The sequence below is a fragment of the Salmonella sp. NW1250 genome (genome assembly GCF_051812965.1).
GTDB classification, from domain to species: Bacteria; Pseudomonadota; Gammaproteobacteria; order Enterobacterales; family Enterobacteriaceae; genus Salmonella; species Salmonella enterica.
Map to the genome: position 1 here is coordinate 64,341 of NZ_JAMNDD010000015.1, position 18,072 is coordinate 82,412.

The window sequence follows — 18,072 nt, forward strand, 5'->3', positions numbered from 1 at the left end:
TGCGCGTCAGCGTCACCCGGCAAGTATTAGTCCGAATCGCCTGTTGATGCAGGCGTTTGAGACTGATGACAAACTGTAGAATGCCCAATGGCGCTACGCTTATCAGGCCAGGATAGTTTCCGATGGCGACTCGTGGGCTGAATAAGGTATTTATACTGCCATTTCGCAATACAGTGGGGTAATAATATACGTCTTACTGCGGGAACCACTGATCGCTGATTTTCTGATAAGTGCCGTCCGCTTTAATGGCGGCCAGCGCATTATTCAGTTTTTCCAGCAACGCCTTATTGTCCGGGCGCACCGCGATGCCAAGTCCGGTACCGAAGTATTGCGGATCGGTCACTTTCTCTGTTGCCGGACCCAGTTGCGGATTCGTTTTCAGCCACTCATTGACCACTGCGGTATCGCCAAAGACGCCGTCAATACGGCCATTTTTCAGGTCGATAATCGCATTCTGGTAGCTGTCGTAGGCCACGGTTTTGACCTCCGGATGTTTATCCTGGAGATATTTTTGATGCGTGGTGCCATTTTCCATACCGATACGCTTACCTTTTAGATCGGTAAAGGTTTTATAGGTGTCTTTTTTGGCAATCACCAGCGCGGAGTTCGCATAATAGGGATTGCTAAAGGCGACCTGCTTACTGCGCTCCGGGGTAATGTCCATTCCGGAAATGACGGCATCATATTTTCTGAATTTCAGCGCCGGGATAAGACTATCGAAAGCATGATTGGTAAAAGTACATTCTGCCTGCATTTGCTTGCATAATGCGGTTGCCAGATCGATATCGAAGCCCACAATTTTATTACTCGCATCCAGGGATTCAAACGGGGGATAGGTGGCGGAAACCCCGAAATTGATTTTTTCAGCGGCGATGCTGCCAGTGGCGAAAGAGGCGAGTAATGCAGCCAGAACTAACTTTTTCATGATGTCACTCCCGTAATCTTATGATTATGCGCCGTGTCTGCGGCATAGATTTACAATGCCATTAATTGAATTTGTATGCAATAAAAATGAGTAAATATTTTATGATGGATAAAAAAAGACGGACAGGTTAACCACTTGTCCGTCGGATTTATTCAATATTATGCATCGTAGACCTGATAAGCGCAGCGCCATCTGACCATTGTCGAACGGCGGCGAGAATGCCTTATCCTGCCTGGTTAATTGCGCCGCTCAAACGCCAGGGCTTTACGCTCAATCAAACGCATCATCAGCGTCAATAGACCGTTGACGACCAGGTAAATTACGCCTGCCGCGCCAAATACCACCACATCGTAGGTACGACCATAGAGCAACTGACTGTACCCCATGACTTCCATCAAGGTGATGGTATAGGCCAGCGAGGTACTTTTGAAGACCAGTACCACCTCATTAGAATAGGAGGAGAGGGCGCGTTTAAACGCATAGGGCAACAAAATCGCCAGCGTATCTTTCTTACTCATCCCCAGCGCGCCACAGGACTGCCACTGACCTTCCGGAATCGCGCGAATCGCACCATAAAATAGCTGCGTCGTGTAAGCGGCGCTGTTTAGCGACAACGCGATCAGTGCGCACAGCCACGGTTCAGACAGTAGATGCCAGAGTAGCGGATACTCTTGCAGGGTCGGGAATTGACCGGGTCCGTAGTAGATCAGGAAAATTTGCACCAACAACGGCGTACCGGTAAACAACGTGATATAGCCGCGCACCAGCCACACCACGAACGGCGTTTTTAGCGTCAGGATAATGGTAAAAACTAACGCCAGCACCAAAGCGACGGCAATAGAAGCCACGGTCAGCGTCAGGCTGGTGTGTAGCCCTTTTAGCAGTTCAGGTAAGTACTCAAGCATTAGTCCGGCCTCCGCTCAAAACGTGTCGCGCGCAGGTCTATGCGTTTGAGAATGTACTGACTGATCAGCGTAATGACCAGGTAAATAGCCGCCGCAATAATGTACCAGTTAAACGGTTCCTGGGTGCGTGTGGCAATACTTTTGGTCTGCAACATCAGATCGTTAACGCTGATAAGGCTGACCAGAGCCGTATCTTTTAGCAACACCAGCCACTGATTACCCAGCCCTGGCAGGGCGTGACGCCACATCTGCGGCATCACCAGACGGAAAAAAATCGCCGTCTTTGATAATCCCAGTGCCTGACCCGACTCCCACTGACCAGACGGAACGGCTTTCAGCGCGCCGCGTAGCGTCTGCGACGCATAGGCCGCATACAGCAGGGACAACGCAATCACGCCGCACAGGAACGGACTGACGTCAAAGTTTTCAATCTCCATTTGCACCGGGATCTGCGTAAAGCCGAGATGGAGGGTAAACCCGTCAGACAGCGTAAGCAGGAGTTGCGAGGAGCCGAAATAGATAAACAGCACCACCAGAATTTCCGGCAGGCCGCGCAAAATAGTGACCAGCGCGGAGCCTATCCAGGCAATCGGGCGCCATTTTACGGACTCCCAGACGGCAAAGAACATGGCTAACGCGAGGCCAATGATCAGCGCACAGACGGCAAGGCCGACGGTCATCCCGGCGGCGCTTGCTAAAGGAAAAAATTCGTTCATCAAAGATTACTTCTGGAACCATTTGTTATAGATGGTCTCGTAAGTCCCATCTTTCTTCACTTTTTCCAGCGCAGTATTGAATTTCTGCTGCAGCTCGGTGTTGCCCTGACGTACCGCGATACCCAGGCCGGTGCCGAAATAATCTTTATCGGTGACTTTATCGCCGACCGGCGCCAGCTTAGGATTGGCTTTCAGCCATTCGGTCACGACCGCCGTGTCGCCGAAAACAGCGTCGATACGGCCATTTTGTAGATCCAGCTTCGCGTTCTGATAGCTGTCATACGGTACGGTGGTGATTTCCGGATGCTTATCCATGATGAATTTCTGGTGCGTCGTACCGTTCTGTACGCCGACTTTCTTACCTTTCAGTTGATCGACGCTGGTGTATTTGCCCTGCTGACCCACGAACAGCGCGGAGTTGTCGTAATATGGCGTGGTAAACAGCACCTGCTTTTCACGTTCCGGCGTGATATCCATTCCCGCCATTACAGCGTCGAAGCGGCGGAATTTCAGGCTGGGGATCAGGCTGTCGAACGCCTGATTGGTAAAGGTACAGGAGGCGTCGATCTCTTTACATAGCGCGTTGGCCAGGTCGACGTCAAAGCCGACAATCTTGTTATTAGCATCCATCGATTCGAACGGCGGATAGGACGCTTCGGTCGCAAAACGAATGGTCTGGGCTGCTGTAGCGGAAAGGCTAAAGCCTGCAATTAGCGCGGCAATCAGAACTTTTTTCATTGTCATTGTCCCGAATCTTAGTGAGAGAGATAGTTTTTGAACGCTTCGGTCTGAGGGTGGGCAAAGCAACCCGCATCACCGTGCTCGACGATGTGACCATTTTCCATATAAATCACACGACTGGCGGTCTTACGCGCCACTTCGACTTCATGCGTAACGATCACCTGAGTAATGTTCGTTTCCGCCAGCTCATGAATAATGCTGACGATTTGAGCGGTAATTTCCGGGTCCAGCGCGGCGGTCGGTTCATCAAACAGCAGCACCTGCGGCTCCATCATCAGCGCGCGGGCAATCGCGACGCGCTGCTGCTGACCGCCGGAAAGGTGCAACGGATAACGATCGCTATAGGGCTTCAGACGTAGACGCTCCAGCAGCTTTTCTGCGCGCGCCAGCGCCTGATCTTTTGTCAGACCCAGTACGCGGCAGGGCGCTTCAATCAGATTCTGCACAACGGTGAGATGCGGCCAAAGATTATATTGCTGAAAGACCATTCCGACATTTTGACGTAGCTCACGAATCGCTTTATCGGACGGCGTTTTCGTAAAGTCAAAATGGTTCCCGGCGATAGTCAGAGTGCCGGAGCGCGGCATCTCAAGCAGATTGAGTACACGCAGCAGCGAACTTTTACCCGCCCCGCTTGGGCCAAGCAACACCAGCGTTTCGCCTTCGGGGCAATCCAGCGTGATATCGAACAGCGCCTGATGCGCGCCGTAAAAGCAATTAATGCCGTTTAATTGAATACTCATTGACACTCGTATACAGGCAGTCTGATAGCTATTGAAGCCGCAGATAGTACCTTTCGCAGAATAGTTATGCAATATTTATGCGTTAAAAGTTAAATATATCCCACATTCTTCCCTAAACATAGCACAAAATAGCAGAAGGAATAGTAGGTAAGAAGAATTGTCGGCATCCCGGGCAGAATGCCAGACAATTTACGGGGTTATGGGTGCAAAAGCGGGGGAATACTGGCTGTTAACGGTTTTCTATCGACTGGCGCAGCGTACCGGCAGGGGCATGGACATCTCCGCCCAGATAGCGAACGTCGTCAATCACCCAGCATGAGCCTTCGTGAATCATAAGCACTTCATCCTGCCAGCTTTGATCGCCCTGTTTTAACGCTACCCGAAGAGGAATGTTGCGCGCATCTCGGTTCGGAATGGTTGATGCGCTGGCGACGTTGGCGCTATCCGGCAGCGTAGCGCGGCTGGAGAACAGATCGCCGCTCATCAACTGGCGGTGCTCCGTATCGCGGCTGGCGTCGGTCAACAATTTCGCCAGGTTATCACTCAAGTAGGGGCGAAGCGCGGCGATATCATTGCTGTGGTGTTGAATACGGTAGTCGTAAAATTGTTGAGCCACGCTGTCCGGGCCGCCTTCCACACACGCGCCGATACGCGGGCCATTATCTTTGTAGGCGGGAGTGACGGTCGTACAGGCGCTAAGCAGAAGCGCGCACGGGATGAGCAAAGAGAGTTTAGAATAGCGCATGATGATTTCCTTATAGGCGATCGAGCAAAAACCGATCTACGATAATCAATTATATCCTTTCAATGATAGCGTATCAGCTTGATAATGCGTTTGAGATCGTGTGCTTAGCTAACCCGGGAGATTCACTATGCAGTTTTCAACAACCCCAACGCTGGAAGGACAAAGCATCGTGGAGTATTGCGGTGTGGTAACGGGCGAAGCCATTTTAGGTGCCAATATTTTCCGCGATTTTTTCGCCGGCATTCGGGATATCGTCGGCGGACGTTCCGGCGCGTATGAGAAAGAGCTGCGTAAAGCGCGTGAAATCGCTTTTCAGGAACTTGGCGAGCAGGCTAAAGCGTTGGGCGCCGATGCGGTGGTAGGCATCGATATTGATTACGAAACTGTCGGCAAGGATGGCAGTATGCTGATGGTCAGCGTCAGCGGAACGGCGGTTAAAACGCGCCGATGAGAGCGCTACTGTGGCTGGTGGGTCTCGCGTTGCTGTTAACAGGCTGCGCGAGCGAAAAAGGAATTATCGATAAAGAGGGATATCAGCTTGATACCCGACATCGGGCGCAGGCGGCCTATCCGCGCATTAAAGTCCTGGTGATTCACTATACGGCGGAAAACTTTGACGTTTCGCTGGCGACGTTAACGGGTCGCAACGTCAGTTCGCATTACCTGATTCCCGCAACCCCGCCATTATATGGCGGTAAACCGCGCATCTGGCAACTGGTGCCGGAACAGGATCAGGCCTGGCATGCGGGCGTCAGTTTCTGGCGAGGCGCCACGCGTCTCAATGATACGTCTATTGGCATTGAGCTGGAAAATCGCGGCTGGCGAATGTCCGGCGGGGTGAAATCTTTCGCGCCGTTTGAATCCGCGCAAATTCAGGCATTGATTCCGTTAGCGAAGGACATTATCGCGCGCTATGACATCAAACCGCAGAATGTGGTGGCCCATGCGGATATCGCGCCGCAGCGTAAAGACGATCCCGGCCCGCGCTTCCCGTGGCGCGAGCTGGCGGCACAGGGGATTGGCGCCTGGCCTGACGCCCAGCGTGTGGCGTTTTATCTGGCTGGACGCGCGCCGTATACGCCAGTCGATACCGCAACGGTGCTTGCGTTACTCTCGCGCTATGGCTATGAAGTCAAAGCCGATATGACGGCGCGCGAGCAACAGCGGGTGATTATGGCGTTCCAGATGCACTTCCGTCCGGCGCAATGGAACGGTATCGCAGATGCCGAAACGCAGGCGATTGCCGAAGCATTACTGGAGAAGTACGGCCAGGATTAACGCGGTAAATTTCCGTGATCGCGCAGCCAGGCGGCGGTGCGCTCAATGCCTTCGTCCAGCGTGACGATGGGCTGGTAGCCCAACTCGTCCTGCGCGCGAGTTGTATCGAGCGTAAAATCAAAATTCAGTTTTGACACGCCGTAATGCGTTAGCGGGGGCTCTTTGGCGGATTTTTTGCCGAAGCGCTCCATACTGCGGGCGATCATATCCAGCATCGGGTAAGGCACAGAGCGAATGCGGCAGTCGATAGACAGTTCATCAATTAACTTTTGTACGATGCTGCGTAAGGTGCGGTTTTCGCCGTTAGTGATGTTATAAGCGCGGCCAGAAGGCAGATGATCGCAGCCCGGCTGGCTGGCCAGCCACATGGCGTGGATCGCATTTTCATAGTAGGTCATATCGACCAGCGCGCTGCCCCCGTGCGGTAATAAGACGCTACCGTAATGGTGCATCATATGCGCCAGACGTGGGATAAATACTTTATCGTGCGGGCCAAACAGGCTTTGCGGACGTAACACCGTAAAACGTGTTTGCGGATTGGCCTGCGCCAGCAGATTAATCACCTCTTCGCCGGCGGCTTTACTGCGGGCGAACTCATTGGCAAACCGATGCGGACGGAAATCCTCTTTGATATCACGGTGATGGTGGTAATCAAAATAGAGTGAGGGAGAGGAGATATGAATAAAATTGCGCACGCCCCAGGCGACCGCCCATTCTCCCAGGCGGCGGGTGGCGCGAACATTCGCCAGATCGAAAGCTTGTTGGGTTCCCCAGGGCGAGGTAAAGCTGGAGCAGTGCCACAACGTGTCGATCCCGGCGAGCATCACTTTAGCCTGCGAGGAGACCAGTTCGGTTAAATCCGCATGGACGAATTCCGCGCCCATTTTTTCAAGCAGCTTGCCCATCGCTTCATTGCGACCCGTCGCTCTGACGCTGATGCCTTTATTGCGCAAAAATTCAACCGCGTTTCGACCTAAGCCGCTGGTGGCGCCGGTAACCAGTACCTTCATATCAATCCACTGTGTTTAATAAACCGTCGTGCGCATTCTTCCGTGAATTACGTCGGTATGCAATGGGAAACACGAAAGAATACAGCAACTTTTTCTCATTTTTCTGTGATTTGTTCTGCAAGTCGGGCAATACGCCTTGCCATTCCCCGGAAAATAAACAGGTGCGCCGGGATCATCAGTAGCCAGTAAATCAGGCCCGGCATTCCGTGTGGATGCCACCAGGCGCGCACGTCAATTTCGCGGTAGCGGCCTTTATCATGCAGCGTGAAACTAAGCCGCCCCAGACCCGGCGCTTTCATGCCAAACAAGAGCGTGAGCTGTTTTTCTGGCTCGACAATGATCACTTTCCAGCTATCTACCGTATCGCCAGGCTTAAGCAAAGTATGCGACGGGCGGCCTTTCGCCAGTTTATGCCCCACCAGACGGTCCATCGCGGCGCGCGTCTGCCACAAAATATTGCCGAAAAAATAGCCCTCTTTGCCACCCAGCCGATTTACGACCTGCCATAGCGCCGATAGGCTGGCCGGGGTCTGCGCGGTAAAGCCCGCCTGCTTTGGAAAATAGCCGTATTCGGGACGCCAGCGGGCGAAGGCCAGCGCGTCGTAGCCCCAGTCGCTGGAGTTCACCAGTTTTTCTTCTTCTTTCAGCGTGCGGCGAACGGCGTCGTCAAAGGTGATAAGCGTTTGGGGGATCAACTTTTTTAACGCGGCGTCATCGGCCAGCAAATCGTGCCTTAACCCCTGGATTAAGGCTTTTGCGGTAGTCGGCGGCACGGAGGTAATAACGTTTAAAAACCAGACCGAAATCCAGCGGGTCGGAAAAGGCACCGGGATCAGCGGACGCCGTTTACCGCTGACGGCCATAAAACGTTCAAACTGCTGCTGATAGCTTAATACCTGCGGCCCGGCGGCTTCCAGAATACGATGCTCGTGCGCAGGGTGGTCCAGCAAGCCGATCAGGTAGTAGAGTAAATTTTCCAGATCGATGGGCGTGGTGCGCGAACGCACCCAGCGCGGCGGCGTGAGTATTGGCAGGTTGTAAACCATGTCACGCATGACTTCGAAGGCGGCGGAGCCTGCGCCGACGATGATCCCGGCGCGTAATTCCGTCACCGGTACGCCTGCGTCGCGCAGCGTGTCAGCCGTAAGCTGGCGGGCGCGCAGGTGATCGGATTGCTCATGCGTCGGCGCCTGCAATGAACTGAGGAAAATAAGTTGCTTAACCGGCGTCTGGCGCAGCGCGTCGCGCACGTTGAGCGCCGCCTGACGCTCATGGGCGATAAAATCGCCGCCTTCGCCCATACCGTGTACCAGATAGTAAACGGTATCAATGTCGCGAAGCAGCGCGGGTAAATTTTCCGGCCAGTGCAGATCGACCTTATGACAACTGACGTTGGCGAGGCGCTGTTTTTCCAGACGTTCCACGCGCCGCGCCGCCGCCCGCACCTGATGCCCTTGCTGACTTAGCGCAAAGACCAAGTGCTGGCCGATATAGCCGCTGGCGCCGAGAACCAGAATGCGTTGCGCCACGTTGCTCTCCTTAGCGGGCTAAAAAGGCGCGCCAGTGGGCGACGACGTCGGCAAGCTGTTCGCGAGAGACATCCAGATGCGTCACCAGACGCACAATCGGCGCGGCGTTAATCAGGATATTCCGTTCCCGTAAATAGTCGCCAAGCGCGGCGGCCTGTGCTTCGCCAACGCGAACAAACAGCATATTCGTTTCGTGGCGCATGACCTCCGCGCCCGCTTCGCGAAGCTGCTGCGCCAGCCAGGCGGCGTTGTCATGATCCTCTTGCAGACGCGCCACGTTATGCTTCAGCGCATACAGTCCGGCCGCTGCCAGAATCCCGGCCTGACGCATTCCGCCGCCGACCATTTTACGCCAGCGCGTCGCGCGTTTAATGTAATCGCGGTTGCCGACCAGCAGCGAACCGACCGGCGTCCCGAGGCCTTTTGACAGGCAGATGGTAAAAGAATCGCAATACTGCGTAATCTCTTTTAACTCACAGCCGTAGGCAACCACCGCGTTAAAAATTCGGGCGCCGTCAACGTGCAGTGCCAGCCCACGTTCGCGGGTAAACGTCCAGGCGTCTTTCAGATACGCGCGCGGCAGCACTTTCCCGTTATGCGTATTTTCCAGACTGAGCAAGCGCGTGCGCGCGAAGTGGATGTCATCCGCTTTAATCTTCGCCGCCACGTCCTCCAGCGGCAGCGTACCGTCCGCGGCGGCGTCGATGGGCTGCGGCTGAATGCTGCCGAGCACCGCAGCGCCGCCAGCTTCATAGAGATAATTATGCGCGCCCTGGCCAACGATATACTCTTCGCCGCGTTCACAATGGCTAAGCAGCGCGACCAGATTGGCCTGGGTGCCGGTGGGTAAAAAAAGCGCCGCTTCTTTACCGGAAAGGTCGGCGGCGTAGCGCTGAAGGGCGTTAACGGTAGGGTCATCGCCGTATACGTCGTCCCCGACCGGGGCGGTCATCATCGCCTCGAGCATGGCGCGGCCCGGTCGGGTAACGGTATCACTGCGTAAATCAATCATGGCACATCCCTGGATTTTAAAAGGTGATGTGCACTGTTTTACCTTAGCCAGTTCGTTTTCGCTAGTTCGATCACTTCATCGCCGCGGCCGCTAATAATGGCGCGTAGCATGTACAGGCTAAAGCCTTTCGCTTGTTCCAGTTTGATCTGCGGCGGGATCGCCAGCTCTTCTTTTGCCACGACCACGTCAACCAGTACCGGGCCGTCGATGGAAAACGCGCGCTGTAGCGCTCCGTCCACGTCTGCGGCTTTTTCCACGCGAATACCGGTAATGCCGCAGGCTTCGGCGATACGCGCGAAATTGGTGTCGTGCAGTTCGGTACCGTCGGTAAGGTAGCCGCCGGCTTTCATTTCCATCGCCACAAAGCCCAGCACGCTGTTATTAAAGACGACGATTTTTATCGGCAGCTTCATCTGTACCACCGAGAGAAAATCGCCCATCAGCATACTGAAGCCGCCATCACCGCACATCGCGATAACCTGACGACCCGGCGCGGTGGCCTGAGCGCCGAGCGCCTGCGGCATGGCGTTGGCCATTGACCCGTGGTTAAACGAGCCCAGCAGGCGGCGCTTGCCGTTCATTTTTAGATAGCGGGCCGCCCAGACGGTCGGCGTGCCGACATCGCAGGTAAAAATAGCGTCGTCAGCGGCGAAATGACTAATTTGTTGCGCCAGATATTGCGGATGGATGGCTTTATCGCTGAGTTTGGCTAAGTCATCAAGTCCCTTACGGGCGTCCCGATAGTGCTCCAGAGCTTTATCGAGGAATTTACGATTGCTTTTTTCTTCCACCAGCGGCAGCAGGGCGCGAAGCGTGGCTTTAATATCGCCCACCAGCGCCATGTCGACTTTGCTGTGCGCGCCAATACTGCCCGGGTTGATGTCAATCTGAATGATTTTGGCATCGCTCGGATAAAAGGCGCGGTAGGGGAACTGGGTGCCGAGCAGGATCAGCGTATCGGCGTTCATCATGGTGTGGAAGCCAGAAGAGAAGCCAATCAGGCCGGTCATTCCCACATCATAAGGGTTATCGTACTCAACGTGCTCTTTGCCGCGCAGGGCATGAACGATTGGCGCTTTTAGTTTTGCCGCCAACGCGACCAACTCCTCATGCGCGCCCGCGCAGCCGCTACCGCACATCAATGCGATATTGCTGGAGTAGCGCAGCAGTTGCGCCAGTTTTTTCAGCTCTTCCTCCGCCGGCGTGACGACGGGGTGCGGGGCATGGTACCAATGGGTGACGGCGTTTTCAGGCGCAGGTTTCAGCGCCACGTCACCCGGAAGTACGACCACGGAGACGCCGCGGTTTAGCACCGCTTTGCGCATGGCGATGGCGAGTACCTGCGGGATCTGCTCCGGGCTGGAAACCAACTCGCAATAGTGGCTGCATTCACGGAACAACTCCTGCGGGTGGGTCTCCTGGAAATAACCGCTGCCGATTTCACTGGACGGAATATGGGCGGCGATCGCCAGAACAGGGACGTGGTTACGGTGGCAATCAAACAGGCCATTGATCAGGTGCAGGTTGCCCGGTCCACATGAACCGGCGCACACTGCCAGCTCGCCGGTAAGCTGCGCTTGTGCGCCGGCGGCGAAAGCGGCGACCTCTTCGTGGCGGGTTGGCATCCATTCAATGGTTCCCATACGATTAAGACTATCGCTCAGGCCGTTCAGGGAATCGCCAGTGACGCCCCAGATTCGTTTTACGCCAGCCTGTTCCAGCGTTTTGGCGATGAAAGCAGCAACGGTTTGTTTCATGGTTCTCCATCTCCTTAAATGTGATAACGGTTACAAGTTTAGTTGAAGATGACGATGACGTTTTTCTTTGGCGGAGAGAGGGGCGAAAGGATGAAGCGAGTGGTAAATCGCCCGGTGGCGCTAACGCTTACCGGGCCTACGATGGAACGTTTACCGATTATGCGAGAACAAGATCGCCCTGCGGATGGCAGGAGCAGGCCAGTACGTAACCTTCGGCAATCTCCGCCTCGCTCAGCGTCATGGTGCTGCTCACCGTATAGTCGCCGGAAACGACTTTGGTTTTACAGCAGCCGCAAACACCTGCCCGACAGGCAGCGGCAACCGGTACTTTATTACTCTCCAGCGCCTCCAACAGCGTTGTACCGATCGGGGCATAAAATTCCTGCGCTGGCTGTAGTTTGGTGAATTTCAGGCCGCTGGTTGCCGTTTCCGCCACCGGCGTGAAGAACTTCTCTTTAAAGAAGCGCGTTACGCCAAGCGCTTTCACGCCCTGTTCGACGAAATCCATATAGGGCGCCGGGCCGCAGGTCATGATGGTGCGCGATGCCAAATCCGGTACGCGCTGTAATAATTCCGTGGTCAGACGGCCCGCGACAAAACCTTCCGTGGCATGATTTTCCGCCACTAGCGTGACCGGATACTGTCGCCACTCGTCGGCAAAAATCACATCATCCGGCGAACGGACGTTAAAGATGACCTGCACATCGGCCTGTGGGCGGTATTTTGCCAGCCAGCGACGCATCGACATGATTGGCGTTACGCCACAACCGGCGGCGAGCAGCAGAAACTTATCTTCTGTTTTATCGTCACAGGTAAAATCGCCCATTGCATCAGACAGCCAGATGTAATCGCCGCGCTTGATGTCATGGGTCAACCACTGTGAACCCGTGCCATCTTCAATCCGACGAACGGTCAGCGTGATATATTCACTGACGCCCGGCGTAGACGAAAGGGTGTAGGCGCGCAGCGTTTCCGCTGAATTACGCACGCTCACCAGCGCATACTGCCCGGCGCGATAAGGGTAGTAGTCATGGCATAATAGCGCAATTGTCCATACATCCGGCGTCTCCTGACGGATGTGATGCACCTGCATTCGCCAGGGACATTGTGAGGTTGGCATCGTCATTATTGACCTCCTTACGCGCTCAGCAATTGCTTCATGTCTTCTTCAACGGTGGTCACGGAGCGCAGGCCGAACTTCTCGTTGAGGATAGCCAGCAGATCCGGCGTGAAGAAGCCCGGCGCGGTCGGCCCGGTGACAATATTTTTCACGCCTAATGACAGCAGCGTCAGCAGAATCACGATCGCTTTCTGCTCAAACCAGGAGAGCACCAGCGACAGCGGCAGATCGTTGACGCCGCAGCCCAGTTTTTCCGCCAGCGTCACCGCCAGGATAATCGCGGAGTAAGCATCGTTACACTGACCGGCATCGACCAGACGCGGCAGCCCTTCGATGTCGCCGAACTCCAGTTTGTTGAAACGGTATTTACCGCAGGCCAGGGTCAGGATCAGGCAGTCATCCGGTACGCTGGTGGCGAAATCGGTAAAGTAGTTACGCTCGCCGCGCGCGCCGTCACAGCCGCCGACCAGGAAGATGTGGCGCAGTTTTTCACGGCTGACCAGATCGATGAGCGTATCGGCAGCGCCGAGCAGGGTCTGACGGCCAAAACCGACGGTGATGAGATGCGGAATTTCGCTATACGGGAAGCCCGCCATTTGCTGCGCCTGGGCAATGACCGGCCCGAAGTCATCGCCTTCAAGATGGCTAACGCCCGGCCAGCCGACGATGCTACGGGTCCAGATACGGTCGTCATAGCTGCCCACGGTCGGGTCGATAATGCAGTTAGAAGTCATCACGATTGGGCCAGGGAAGCGGGCGAACTCGACCTGCTGATTCTGCCAGCCGCTGCCGTAGTTACCGACCAGATGCTTGAATTTACGCAGTTCCGGATAGCCATGTGCGGGCAGCATTTCACCGTGAGTGTAGACGTTAACGCCGGTGCCTTCGGTCTGCTCCAGCAGGTTGTAGAGATCTTTCAGATCGTGACCGGAGATCAGAATGCACTTGCCTTCAGTCGCTTTGACGTTGACCTGAGTCGGCGTTGGGTGACCGTATTTGGTGGTTTCACCGGCATCCAGAATGCTCATCACTTTGAAGTTCATCTGGCCGATTTCCATTGCGCACTCCAGCAGCGCGTTCATGTCAGCAGGCCAGGTGCCCAGCCAGGCCATGATTTTGTGGTACTGCGCGTAAATGTCGTTGTCGTATTGACCGAGAACGTGCGCGTGCTCCATATACGCCGCCGCGCCTTTCAGACCGTACAGGCACAGCAGACGCAGGCCGAGGATGTTCTCGCCAATGGCGGCTTTGTCTTTATTCGGGGTAAATTCCGCCGCCTGACGTTGCAGTTCGCCCAGATCGTCGCTGACCAGTTGCAGATCGGCCATCGGATTGTCGCAATGCGCATTAGCATCCACGCTCAGGCACTGCGCTTTCAACGCTTCACGCAAGGCAATCGCTTCACGGGCGTAGCCGACGATACGCGGAGAGTCGAAGTTAACGTTGGTCAGCGTGGAGAAAAACGCGCGCGGCGCAAAGTTATCAACGTCGTGATTAATGATGCCATATTCACGGGCCTTCACCGCCCAGGCAGACAAACCTTGCAAAGCCGCAATCAGCAGATCCTGCAGATCGGACGTTTCAGCTGTTTTACCGCACATTCCCTGCGCGTAGGAGCAGCCGTTTCCGGCTGGTGTACGGATGGTTTGTTCACATTGCACACAAAACATGGTCACACCTTTTAAAGTTATATTTAATATACATGTTTAAGGTTATGCCTGTGAACAAAGGGATAAAAGGGATTTCTGCCATAATGTGCAAGGAGATTGATTTAGCGCAATTTTGGCGGCAGATGCCTACCGCCAAAGAGGTATCAGGCCGAGAAGAACGCCATTAAGAGGGGGACCAGCAGGCTGAGGATAAAGCCATGTACGATAGCCGCCGGAACAATCTCTACGCCGCCGGAGCGCTGTAATACCGGCAACGTAAAGTCCATTGAGGTCGCTCCGCACAGGCCCAACGCCGTTGAACGGCTGCGGCGAACCAGACCGGGAATAAGCATAATGGCTAAGAGCTCGCGGGCCAGATCGTTAAAAAATGCCGCGCTGCCGATAACCGGTCCAAACGACTCCGTCAGCAAAATACCGGAAAGAGAGTACCAGCCGAAACCTGACGCCATCGCCATGGCGGTTTTTAGCGGTAAGTCCAGGATAAACGCATTAATCACGCCGCCCAGTAATGAGCTTGCCACGACAACGACCGCGACCATCATTCCCCGGCGGTTAAGCACAATTTGCTTTAAGGTCATGCCGCTATTTCGTAGCTGAATCCCCACCAGGAACAATAAAAAGATCAGCGTATATTCACTGGCTTCGGTGGCGTGCTGTAAAACAGAGAGTCCGCTCAGGCCGATGACAAACCCCAATACCACTACGCCGCACAGTTGCAGCGACTCCAGCGCCATGGCAATACGCGAAGGCAGTTTTTCCTGCTGATGATGGTGACGCCACGGGAGGATACGTTCCAGCCACAATAAGGCGGCGATATTACACAATAAAATAATCGTAATACTGACGGCGGAATAATGAAAAATCGCCACCAGATTACTGGCGAGGTTATCCAAAAACGCCAGGCTTATTCCCATAAAAAAGAGAATAAGATACACGATCCAGCTCAGTAGCCGGTTAATGAGTTGTAATGCGGCTTTATGTCGCAGTGGAATGAGATAGCCCACAATCAGTGGAACCAGAATGATTAAAAGTCCTGAAAACATGAACAGCCGGGCCCTTTTTTATTGTTTGAATAGCGTACATGACACTACCGAATTCCAGACTATCAGTAAAGCGACACCGTCAGCCGTACATTTATCAGACATTTGCCCCAGGCAAAGGGGGGGAATATCACGCCTGGCGGACGCATTTGCCGTTATACTGCGGTGAATTTAATGGAGTGATGACGTTTTTCTGGAGGAAGCATGATTCTCGAACGCGTTGAAATAGTAGGATTTCGCGGTATCAACCGACTGTCGTTGATGCTGGAGCAAAACAACGTGCTGATTGGGGAAAACGCCTGGGGAAAATCCAGCCTGCTGGATGCGCTGACTCTGTTATTGTCGCCGGAACTCGATCTCTACCATTTTGTCCGTGAGGATTTCTGGTTTCCGCCTGGCGACATAAAAGGACGCGAGCATCACCTGCATATTATTCTGACTTTTCGCGAAACGCAGCCAGGGCGGCATCGGGTACGTCGTTATCGAGCGCTGGAAGCATGCTGGTCGCCTTGCGAGGATGATTTTCACCGTATTTTTTATCGGCTAGAGGGCGAATGCGGCGCCGATGGCAGCGTGATGACGCTGCGCAGTTTTCTCAATAGCGATGGGCAGCCATTACTGGTGGAAAATATTAACGATCAGGTGCGCCACCTGGTTCGTTTGATGCCAGTGCTACGTTTGCGCGATGCGCGCTTTATGCGACGTATTCGCAACGGTACGGTGCCCAATGTGCCGGATGTTGAAGTCACGGCCCGACAGCTGGATTTTCTGGCGCGTGAGCTGGCGACCCGGCCGCAAAATTTAACCGACGGGCAGATTCGTCAGGGACTGTCCGCGATGGTGCAACTGCTTGAACACTATTTCTCAGAGCAGGGCGCAGGACAGGCGCGTCACCGACTCATGCGCCGACGTTCGCAAAATGAGCAGCGTAGCTGGCGCTATCTGGATATTATTAATCGGATGATCGACAAACCGGGCAGCCGGTCGCATCGGGTGATCCTGCTGGGGCTTTTCTCCACGCTGTTACAGGCGAAAGGGACGCTGCGGTTACATAAAGACGCGCGACCATTACTGCTGGTGGAAGATCCGGAAACCCGTTTACATCCCATTATGCTTTCAGTCGCCTGGCAATTGCTCAATCTGTTACCGCTACAGCGGATAGCGACAACCAACTCAGGCGAATTGCTCTCGCTAACGCCGGTGGAGCATGTCGTACGGTTGGTGCGTGAATCTTCCCGCGTCGCCGCCTGGCGTCTGGGCCCGGGCGGGTTAAGCGCGGAAGATGGACGGCGCATCGCCTTTCATATCCGCTTTAATCGCGCATCGTCGCTGTTTGCGCGTTGCTGGCTACTGGTGGAAGGCGAGACGGAAACCTGGGTTATTAATGAGCTGGCGCGTCAGTGTGGTCATCATTTTGATGCGGAGGGCATTAAAGTCATTGAGTTTGCTCAGTCTGGCCTGAAACCGCTGGTGAAGTTCGCCCGCCGTATGGGAATCGAGTGGCATGTCCTGGTGGATGGCGACGAAGCGGGGAAAAAATATGCCGCGACGGTCCGCAGTCTGCTTAATAACGATCGGGAAGAAGAACGCGAACATCTCACGGCGCTGCCTGCGCTGGATATGGAACATTTTATGTATCGTCAGGGCTTTGCCGATGTTTTTCACCGGGTTGCGCAGCTTCCGCCTAATGTGCCGATGAATACCCGGAAAATTATCACTAAAGCTATCCACCGCTCGTCAAAGCCGGATTTGGCGATTGAAGTCGCGATGGAAGCCGGGCGGCGGGGAATTGACGCCGTGCCGCCGCTGTTCAGAAAGATGTTCTCGCGCGTGGTTTGGCTGGCGCGGGGCCGGGCGGATTAACGTTTGAATGTGGCCGGAACCTGTTCGACGACGCTATCGAGTAACGCATAGCGGCGGCGATACTCGGCCCGTTTTTTACTGGCGATCTCCGCTTCGCTTTTTCGGGCGATCGCCAGCGGCAGCGCATAGTAATTCCCTTTAATTCTTTCACCGCCTAACGATTCCCAAAACGCGTCATAGTCGGCATGCATTTGCGTCTTTTTATCCATGTATCGCCAGCTACGGTAAACGTGCGCATCGTTACTCACAGCTATAATCTTTTCTGCCTGAAAGACTTGCGCAAACTGACAGAGAGCCTCCATCACGATGCGTTTGGGAAAAAGACCATGGCAGGCTTTGGTCGCCTGCTGGATAATTTCGTGAGGGACGTCGTTTGCCGCGCCCTGTAATCCGCCGATAAATAGTGTGCGTTGTTGGTTAAAGCGACACAGAGTAAATGTGATCTCTGCCAGAATACGTAACTGTGCGTCGCGAACAACAACAGTGCTTTCACCTTCTTTATCCAGTGAGACCAGACTGACTAAATCAAGTTGAAACAACTCGCCGGTTTTAGTTTCAAATTTAGCAAGATTCAGGCCATACTGACTTAAATAGCTAACTTGTTGTTCCCGCGATAAAAGTTGGCGCATCTGTTGATAATGAAAACACAGCGCATCTAAGGCGAAATCGCGTTTAATATTTACAGCCATATAAGGACGATGTAGCCGAATAGGCAAACGCGGCTGACGAGCAAGTAACGTATTTAACTCCGGCCATTGGGTGAGATTGGTCAGTAATTGGCTGGTCGCACGCGGCATGACTAATGAGCGGATTAAAAACTTGCGACGAAAGCTGGCTTTACGCCAGAATTTTCCTGGCTGTAATTGCCCGCGCGTCAGACGAATAAATAATTGTAAAGGAGAGATGTAATCTGAGGTGTACCAGGTATTATCTGTAAGCTGTGTCATGATCGTAATCCGCGACATAAGATTGTCGAGATTGAACCACAGGAAACATTAACCAATCGTCAATACAGCCG

At 54.2% G+C, this 18,072-nt stretch carries 17 protein-coding genes; 3 read left to right on the forward strand and 14 right to left on the reverse strand.

Translation table 11 applies throughout. The features are described 5' to 3' along the window. Window positions 1–193: 193 nt before the first annotated feature. The 6 genes from artJ to NBA72_RS21070 form a co-directional block, all read right to left on the reverse strand. The gene (gene artJ, locus NBA72_RS21045; protein ID WP_000737538.1) at window positions 194–925 is read right to left on the reverse strand and encodes an arginine ABC transporter substrate-binding protein ArtJ; all 732 of its coding nucleotides are present in this window, start codon (window positions 923–925) and stop codon (window positions 194–196) included. Window positions 926–1,161: 236 nt separating this feature from the next. Continuing rightward, window positions 1,162–1,830 carry an arginine ABC transporter permease ArtM gene (gene artM, locus NBA72_RS21050; protein ID WP_000895396.1) on the reverse strand — a complete coding sequence of 223 codons (669 nt, stop codon included), beginning with the start codon at window positions 1,828–1,830 and terminating at the stop codon, window positions 1,162–1,164. Next, window positions 1,830–2,546 carry an arginine ABC transporter permease ArtQ gene (gene artQ, locus NBA72_RS21055; RefSeq protein ID WP_001001677.1) on the reverse strand — a complete coding sequence of 239 codons (717 nt, stop codon included), beginning with the start codon at window positions 2,544–2,546 and terminating at the stop codon, window positions 1,830–1,832. The genes artM and artQ overlap by 1 nt, the downstream gene beginning before the upstream one ends. 6 nt (window positions 2,547–2,552) lie before the next feature. Then, a complete protein-coding gene (gene artI, locus NBA72_RS21060) occupies window positions 2,553–3,284 on the reverse strand; it encodes an arginine ABC transporter substrate-binding protein ArtI (RefSeq protein ID WP_000756586.1) in 732 nt (243 codons plus the stop codon). Between the two features lie 17 nt (window positions 3,285–3,301). Continuing rightward, a complete protein-coding gene (gene artP / locus NBA72_RS21065; protein ID WP_000027186.1) occupies window positions 3,302–4,030 on the reverse strand; it encodes an arginine ABC transporter ATP-binding protein ArtP in 729 nt (242 codons plus the stop codon). A gap of 229 nt (window positions 4,031–4,259) precedes the next feature. Beyond that, window positions 4,260–4,775: a lipoprotein gene (locus NBA72_RS21070; protein WP_001270724.1), complete on the reverse strand. Its 516-nt coding sequence runs from the start codon at window positions 4,773–4,775 to the stop codon at window positions 4,260–4,262. A 127-nt stretch (window positions 4,776–4,902) separates the two neighbouring features. Here NBA72_RS21070 and NBA72_RS21075 point away from each other — a divergent pair, with 127 nt between their 5' ends. Together NBA72_RS21075 and NBA72_RS21080 are read left to right on the forward strand one after the other, a co-directional pair. Beyond that, complete coding sequence (locus NBA72_RS21075) at window positions 4,903–5,226, forward strand: heavy metal-binding domain-containing protein (protein ID WP_001160725.1); 324 nt, start codon at window positions 4,903–4,905, stop codon at window positions 5,224–5,226. Further along, a complete protein-coding gene (locus NBA72_RS21080) occupies window positions 5,223–6,053 on the forward strand; it encodes an N-acetylmuramoyl-L-alanine amidase (RefSeq protein WP_001202293.1) in 831 nt (276 codons plus the stop codon). The genes NBA72_RS21075 and NBA72_RS21080 overlap by 4 nt, the downstream gene beginning before the upstream one ends. On the opposite strand, the gene NBA72_RS21085 is transcribed toward NBA72_RS21080, so the two are convergent. The 7 genes from NBA72_RS21085 to NBA72_RS21115 form a co-directional block, all read right to left on the reverse strand. Beyond that, window positions 6,050–7,063, reverse strand: coding sequence for an NAD-dependent epimerase/dehydratase family protein (locus tag NBA72_RS21085; RefSeq protein ID WP_000866903.1), 1,014 nt, complete (start codon window positions 7,061–7,063; stop codon window positions 6,050–6,052). The two genes, NBA72_RS21080 and NBA72_RS21085, sit on opposite strands and share 4 nt — an antisense overlap. 95 nt (window positions 7,064–7,158) lie before the next feature. After that, entirely contained in the window at window positions 7,159–8,592 is a 1,434-nt protein-coding gene (locus NBA72_RS21090) for an SDR family oxidoreductase (protein ID WP_042949792.1), read from the reverse strand. A 10-nt stretch (window positions 8,593–8,602) separates the two neighbouring features. Then, window positions 8,603–9,604: a low-specificity L-threonine aldolase gene (gene ltaE, locus NBA72_RS21095; protein ID WP_042949791.1), complete on the reverse strand. Its 1,002-nt coding sequence runs from the start codon at window positions 9,602–9,604 to the stop codon at window positions 8,603–8,605. Window positions 9,605–9,642: 38 nt separating this feature from the next. Then, the gene (poxB, locus tag NBA72_RS21100; RefSeq protein ID WP_000815324.1) at window positions 9,643–11,361 is read right to left on the reverse strand and encodes a ubiquinone-dependent pyruvate dehydrogenase; all 1,719 of its coding nucleotides are present in this window, start codon (window positions 11,359–11,361) and stop codon (window positions 9,643–9,645) included. A 157-nt stretch (window positions 11,362–11,518) separates the two neighbouring features. Continuing rightward, the gene (hcr, locus tag NBA72_RS21105; RefSeq protein ID WP_000178698.1) at window positions 11,519–12,487 is read right to left on the reverse strand and encodes an NADH oxidoreductase; all 969 of its coding nucleotides are present in this window, start codon (window positions 12,485–12,487) and stop codon (window positions 11,519–11,521) included. Between the two features lie 11 nt (window positions 12,488–12,498). Next, the gene (hcp, locus tag NBA72_RS21110) at window positions 12,499–14,151 is read right to left on the reverse strand and encodes a hydroxylamine reductase (protein ID WP_000458785.1); all 1,653 of its coding nucleotides are present in this window, start codon (window positions 14,149–14,151) and stop codon (window positions 12,499–12,501) included. 143 nt (window positions 14,152–14,294) lie between these two features. Further along, window positions 14,295–15,194: a lysine exporter LysO family protein gene (locus NBA72_RS21115; RefSeq protein ID WP_000491119.1), complete on the reverse strand. Its 900-nt coding sequence runs from the start codon at window positions 15,192–15,194 to the stop codon at window positions 14,295–14,297. A gap of 201 nt (window positions 15,195–15,395) precedes the next feature. On the opposite strand from NBA72_RS21115, the gene NBA72_RS21120 reads away from it, so the two are divergent. Then, window positions 15,396–17,054 (forward strand): ATP-dependent endonuclease, encoded by a 1,659-nt coding sequence (locus NBA72_RS21120; protein ID WP_000599765.1) that lies wholly within the window; start codon window positions 15,396–15,398, stop codon window positions 17,052–17,054. Here the strand turns inward: NBA72_RS21120 and NBA72_RS21125 are convergent. Next, complete coding sequence (locus NBA72_RS21125; RefSeq protein WP_042949789.1) at window positions 17,051–18,001, reverse strand: VirK/YbjX family protein; 951 nt, start codon at window positions 17,999–18,001, stop codon at window positions 17,051–17,053. The two genes, NBA72_RS21120 and NBA72_RS21125, sit on opposite strands and share 4 nt — an antisense overlap. Between the last annotated feature and the right edge of the window lie 71 nt (window positions 18,002–18,072).

Coding starts and splice junctions, on each gene's coding strand:
- artJ (WP_000737538.1), bottom strand. CDS start 925: ATGAAAAAGTTAGTTCTGGCTGCATTACTCGCCTCTTTCGCCACTGGC.
- hcp (WP_000458785.1), bottom strand. CDS start 14,151: ATGTTTTGTGTGCAATGTGAACAAACCATCCGTACACCAGCCGGAAAC.
- NBA72_RS21080 (WP_001202293.1), top strand. CDS start 5,223: ATGAGAGCGCTACTGTGGCTGGTGGGTCTCGCGTTGCTGTTAACAGGC.
- NBA72_RS21085 (WP_000866903.1), bottom strand. CDS start 7,063: ATGAAGGTACTGGTTACCGGCGCCACCAGCGGCTTAGGTCGAAACGCG.
- NBA72_RS21125 (WP_042949789.1), bottom strand. CDS start 18,001: ATGACACAGCTTACAGATAATACCTGGTACACCTCAGATTACATCTCT.
- artM (WP_000895396.1), bottom strand. CDS start 1,830: ATGCTTGAGTACTTACCTGAACTGCTAAAAGGGCTACACACCAGCCTG.
- artP (WP_000027186.1), bottom strand. CDS start 4,030: ATGAGTATTCAATTAAACGGCATTAATTGCTTTTACGGCGCGCATCAG.
- ltaE (WP_042949791.1), bottom strand. CDS start 9,604: ATGATTGATTTACGCAGTGATACCGTTACCCGACCGGGCCGCGCCATG.
- artQ (WP_001001677.1), bottom strand. CDS start 2,546: ATGAACGAATTTTTTCCTTTAGCAAGCGCCGCCGGGATGACCGTCGGC.
- hcr (WP_000178698.1), bottom strand. CDS start 12,487: ATGACGATGCCAACCTCACAATGTCCCTGGCGAATGCAGGTGCATCAC.
- artI (WP_000756586.1), bottom strand. CDS start 3,284: ATGAAAAAAGTTCTGATTGCCGCGCTAATTGCAGGCTTTAGCCTTTCC.
- NBA72_RS21115 (WP_000491119.1), bottom strand. CDS start 15,194: ATGTTTTCAGGACTTTTAATCATTCTGGTTCCACTGATTGTGGGCTAT.
- NBA72_RS21075 (WP_001160725.1), top strand. CDS start 4,903: ATGCAGTTTTCAACAACCCCAACGCTGGAAGGACAAAGCATCGTGGAG.
- NBA72_RS21120 (WP_000599765.1), top strand. CDS start 15,396: ATGATTCTCGAACGCGTTGAAATAGTAGGATTTCGCGGTATCAACCGA.
- poxB (WP_000815324.1), bottom strand. CDS start 11,361: ATGAAACAAACCGTTGCTGCTTTCATCGCCAAAACGCTGGAACAGGCT.
- NBA72_RS21070 (WP_001270724.1), bottom strand. CDS start 4,775: ATGCGCTATTCTAAACTCTCTTTGCTCATCCCGTGCGCGCTTCTGCTT.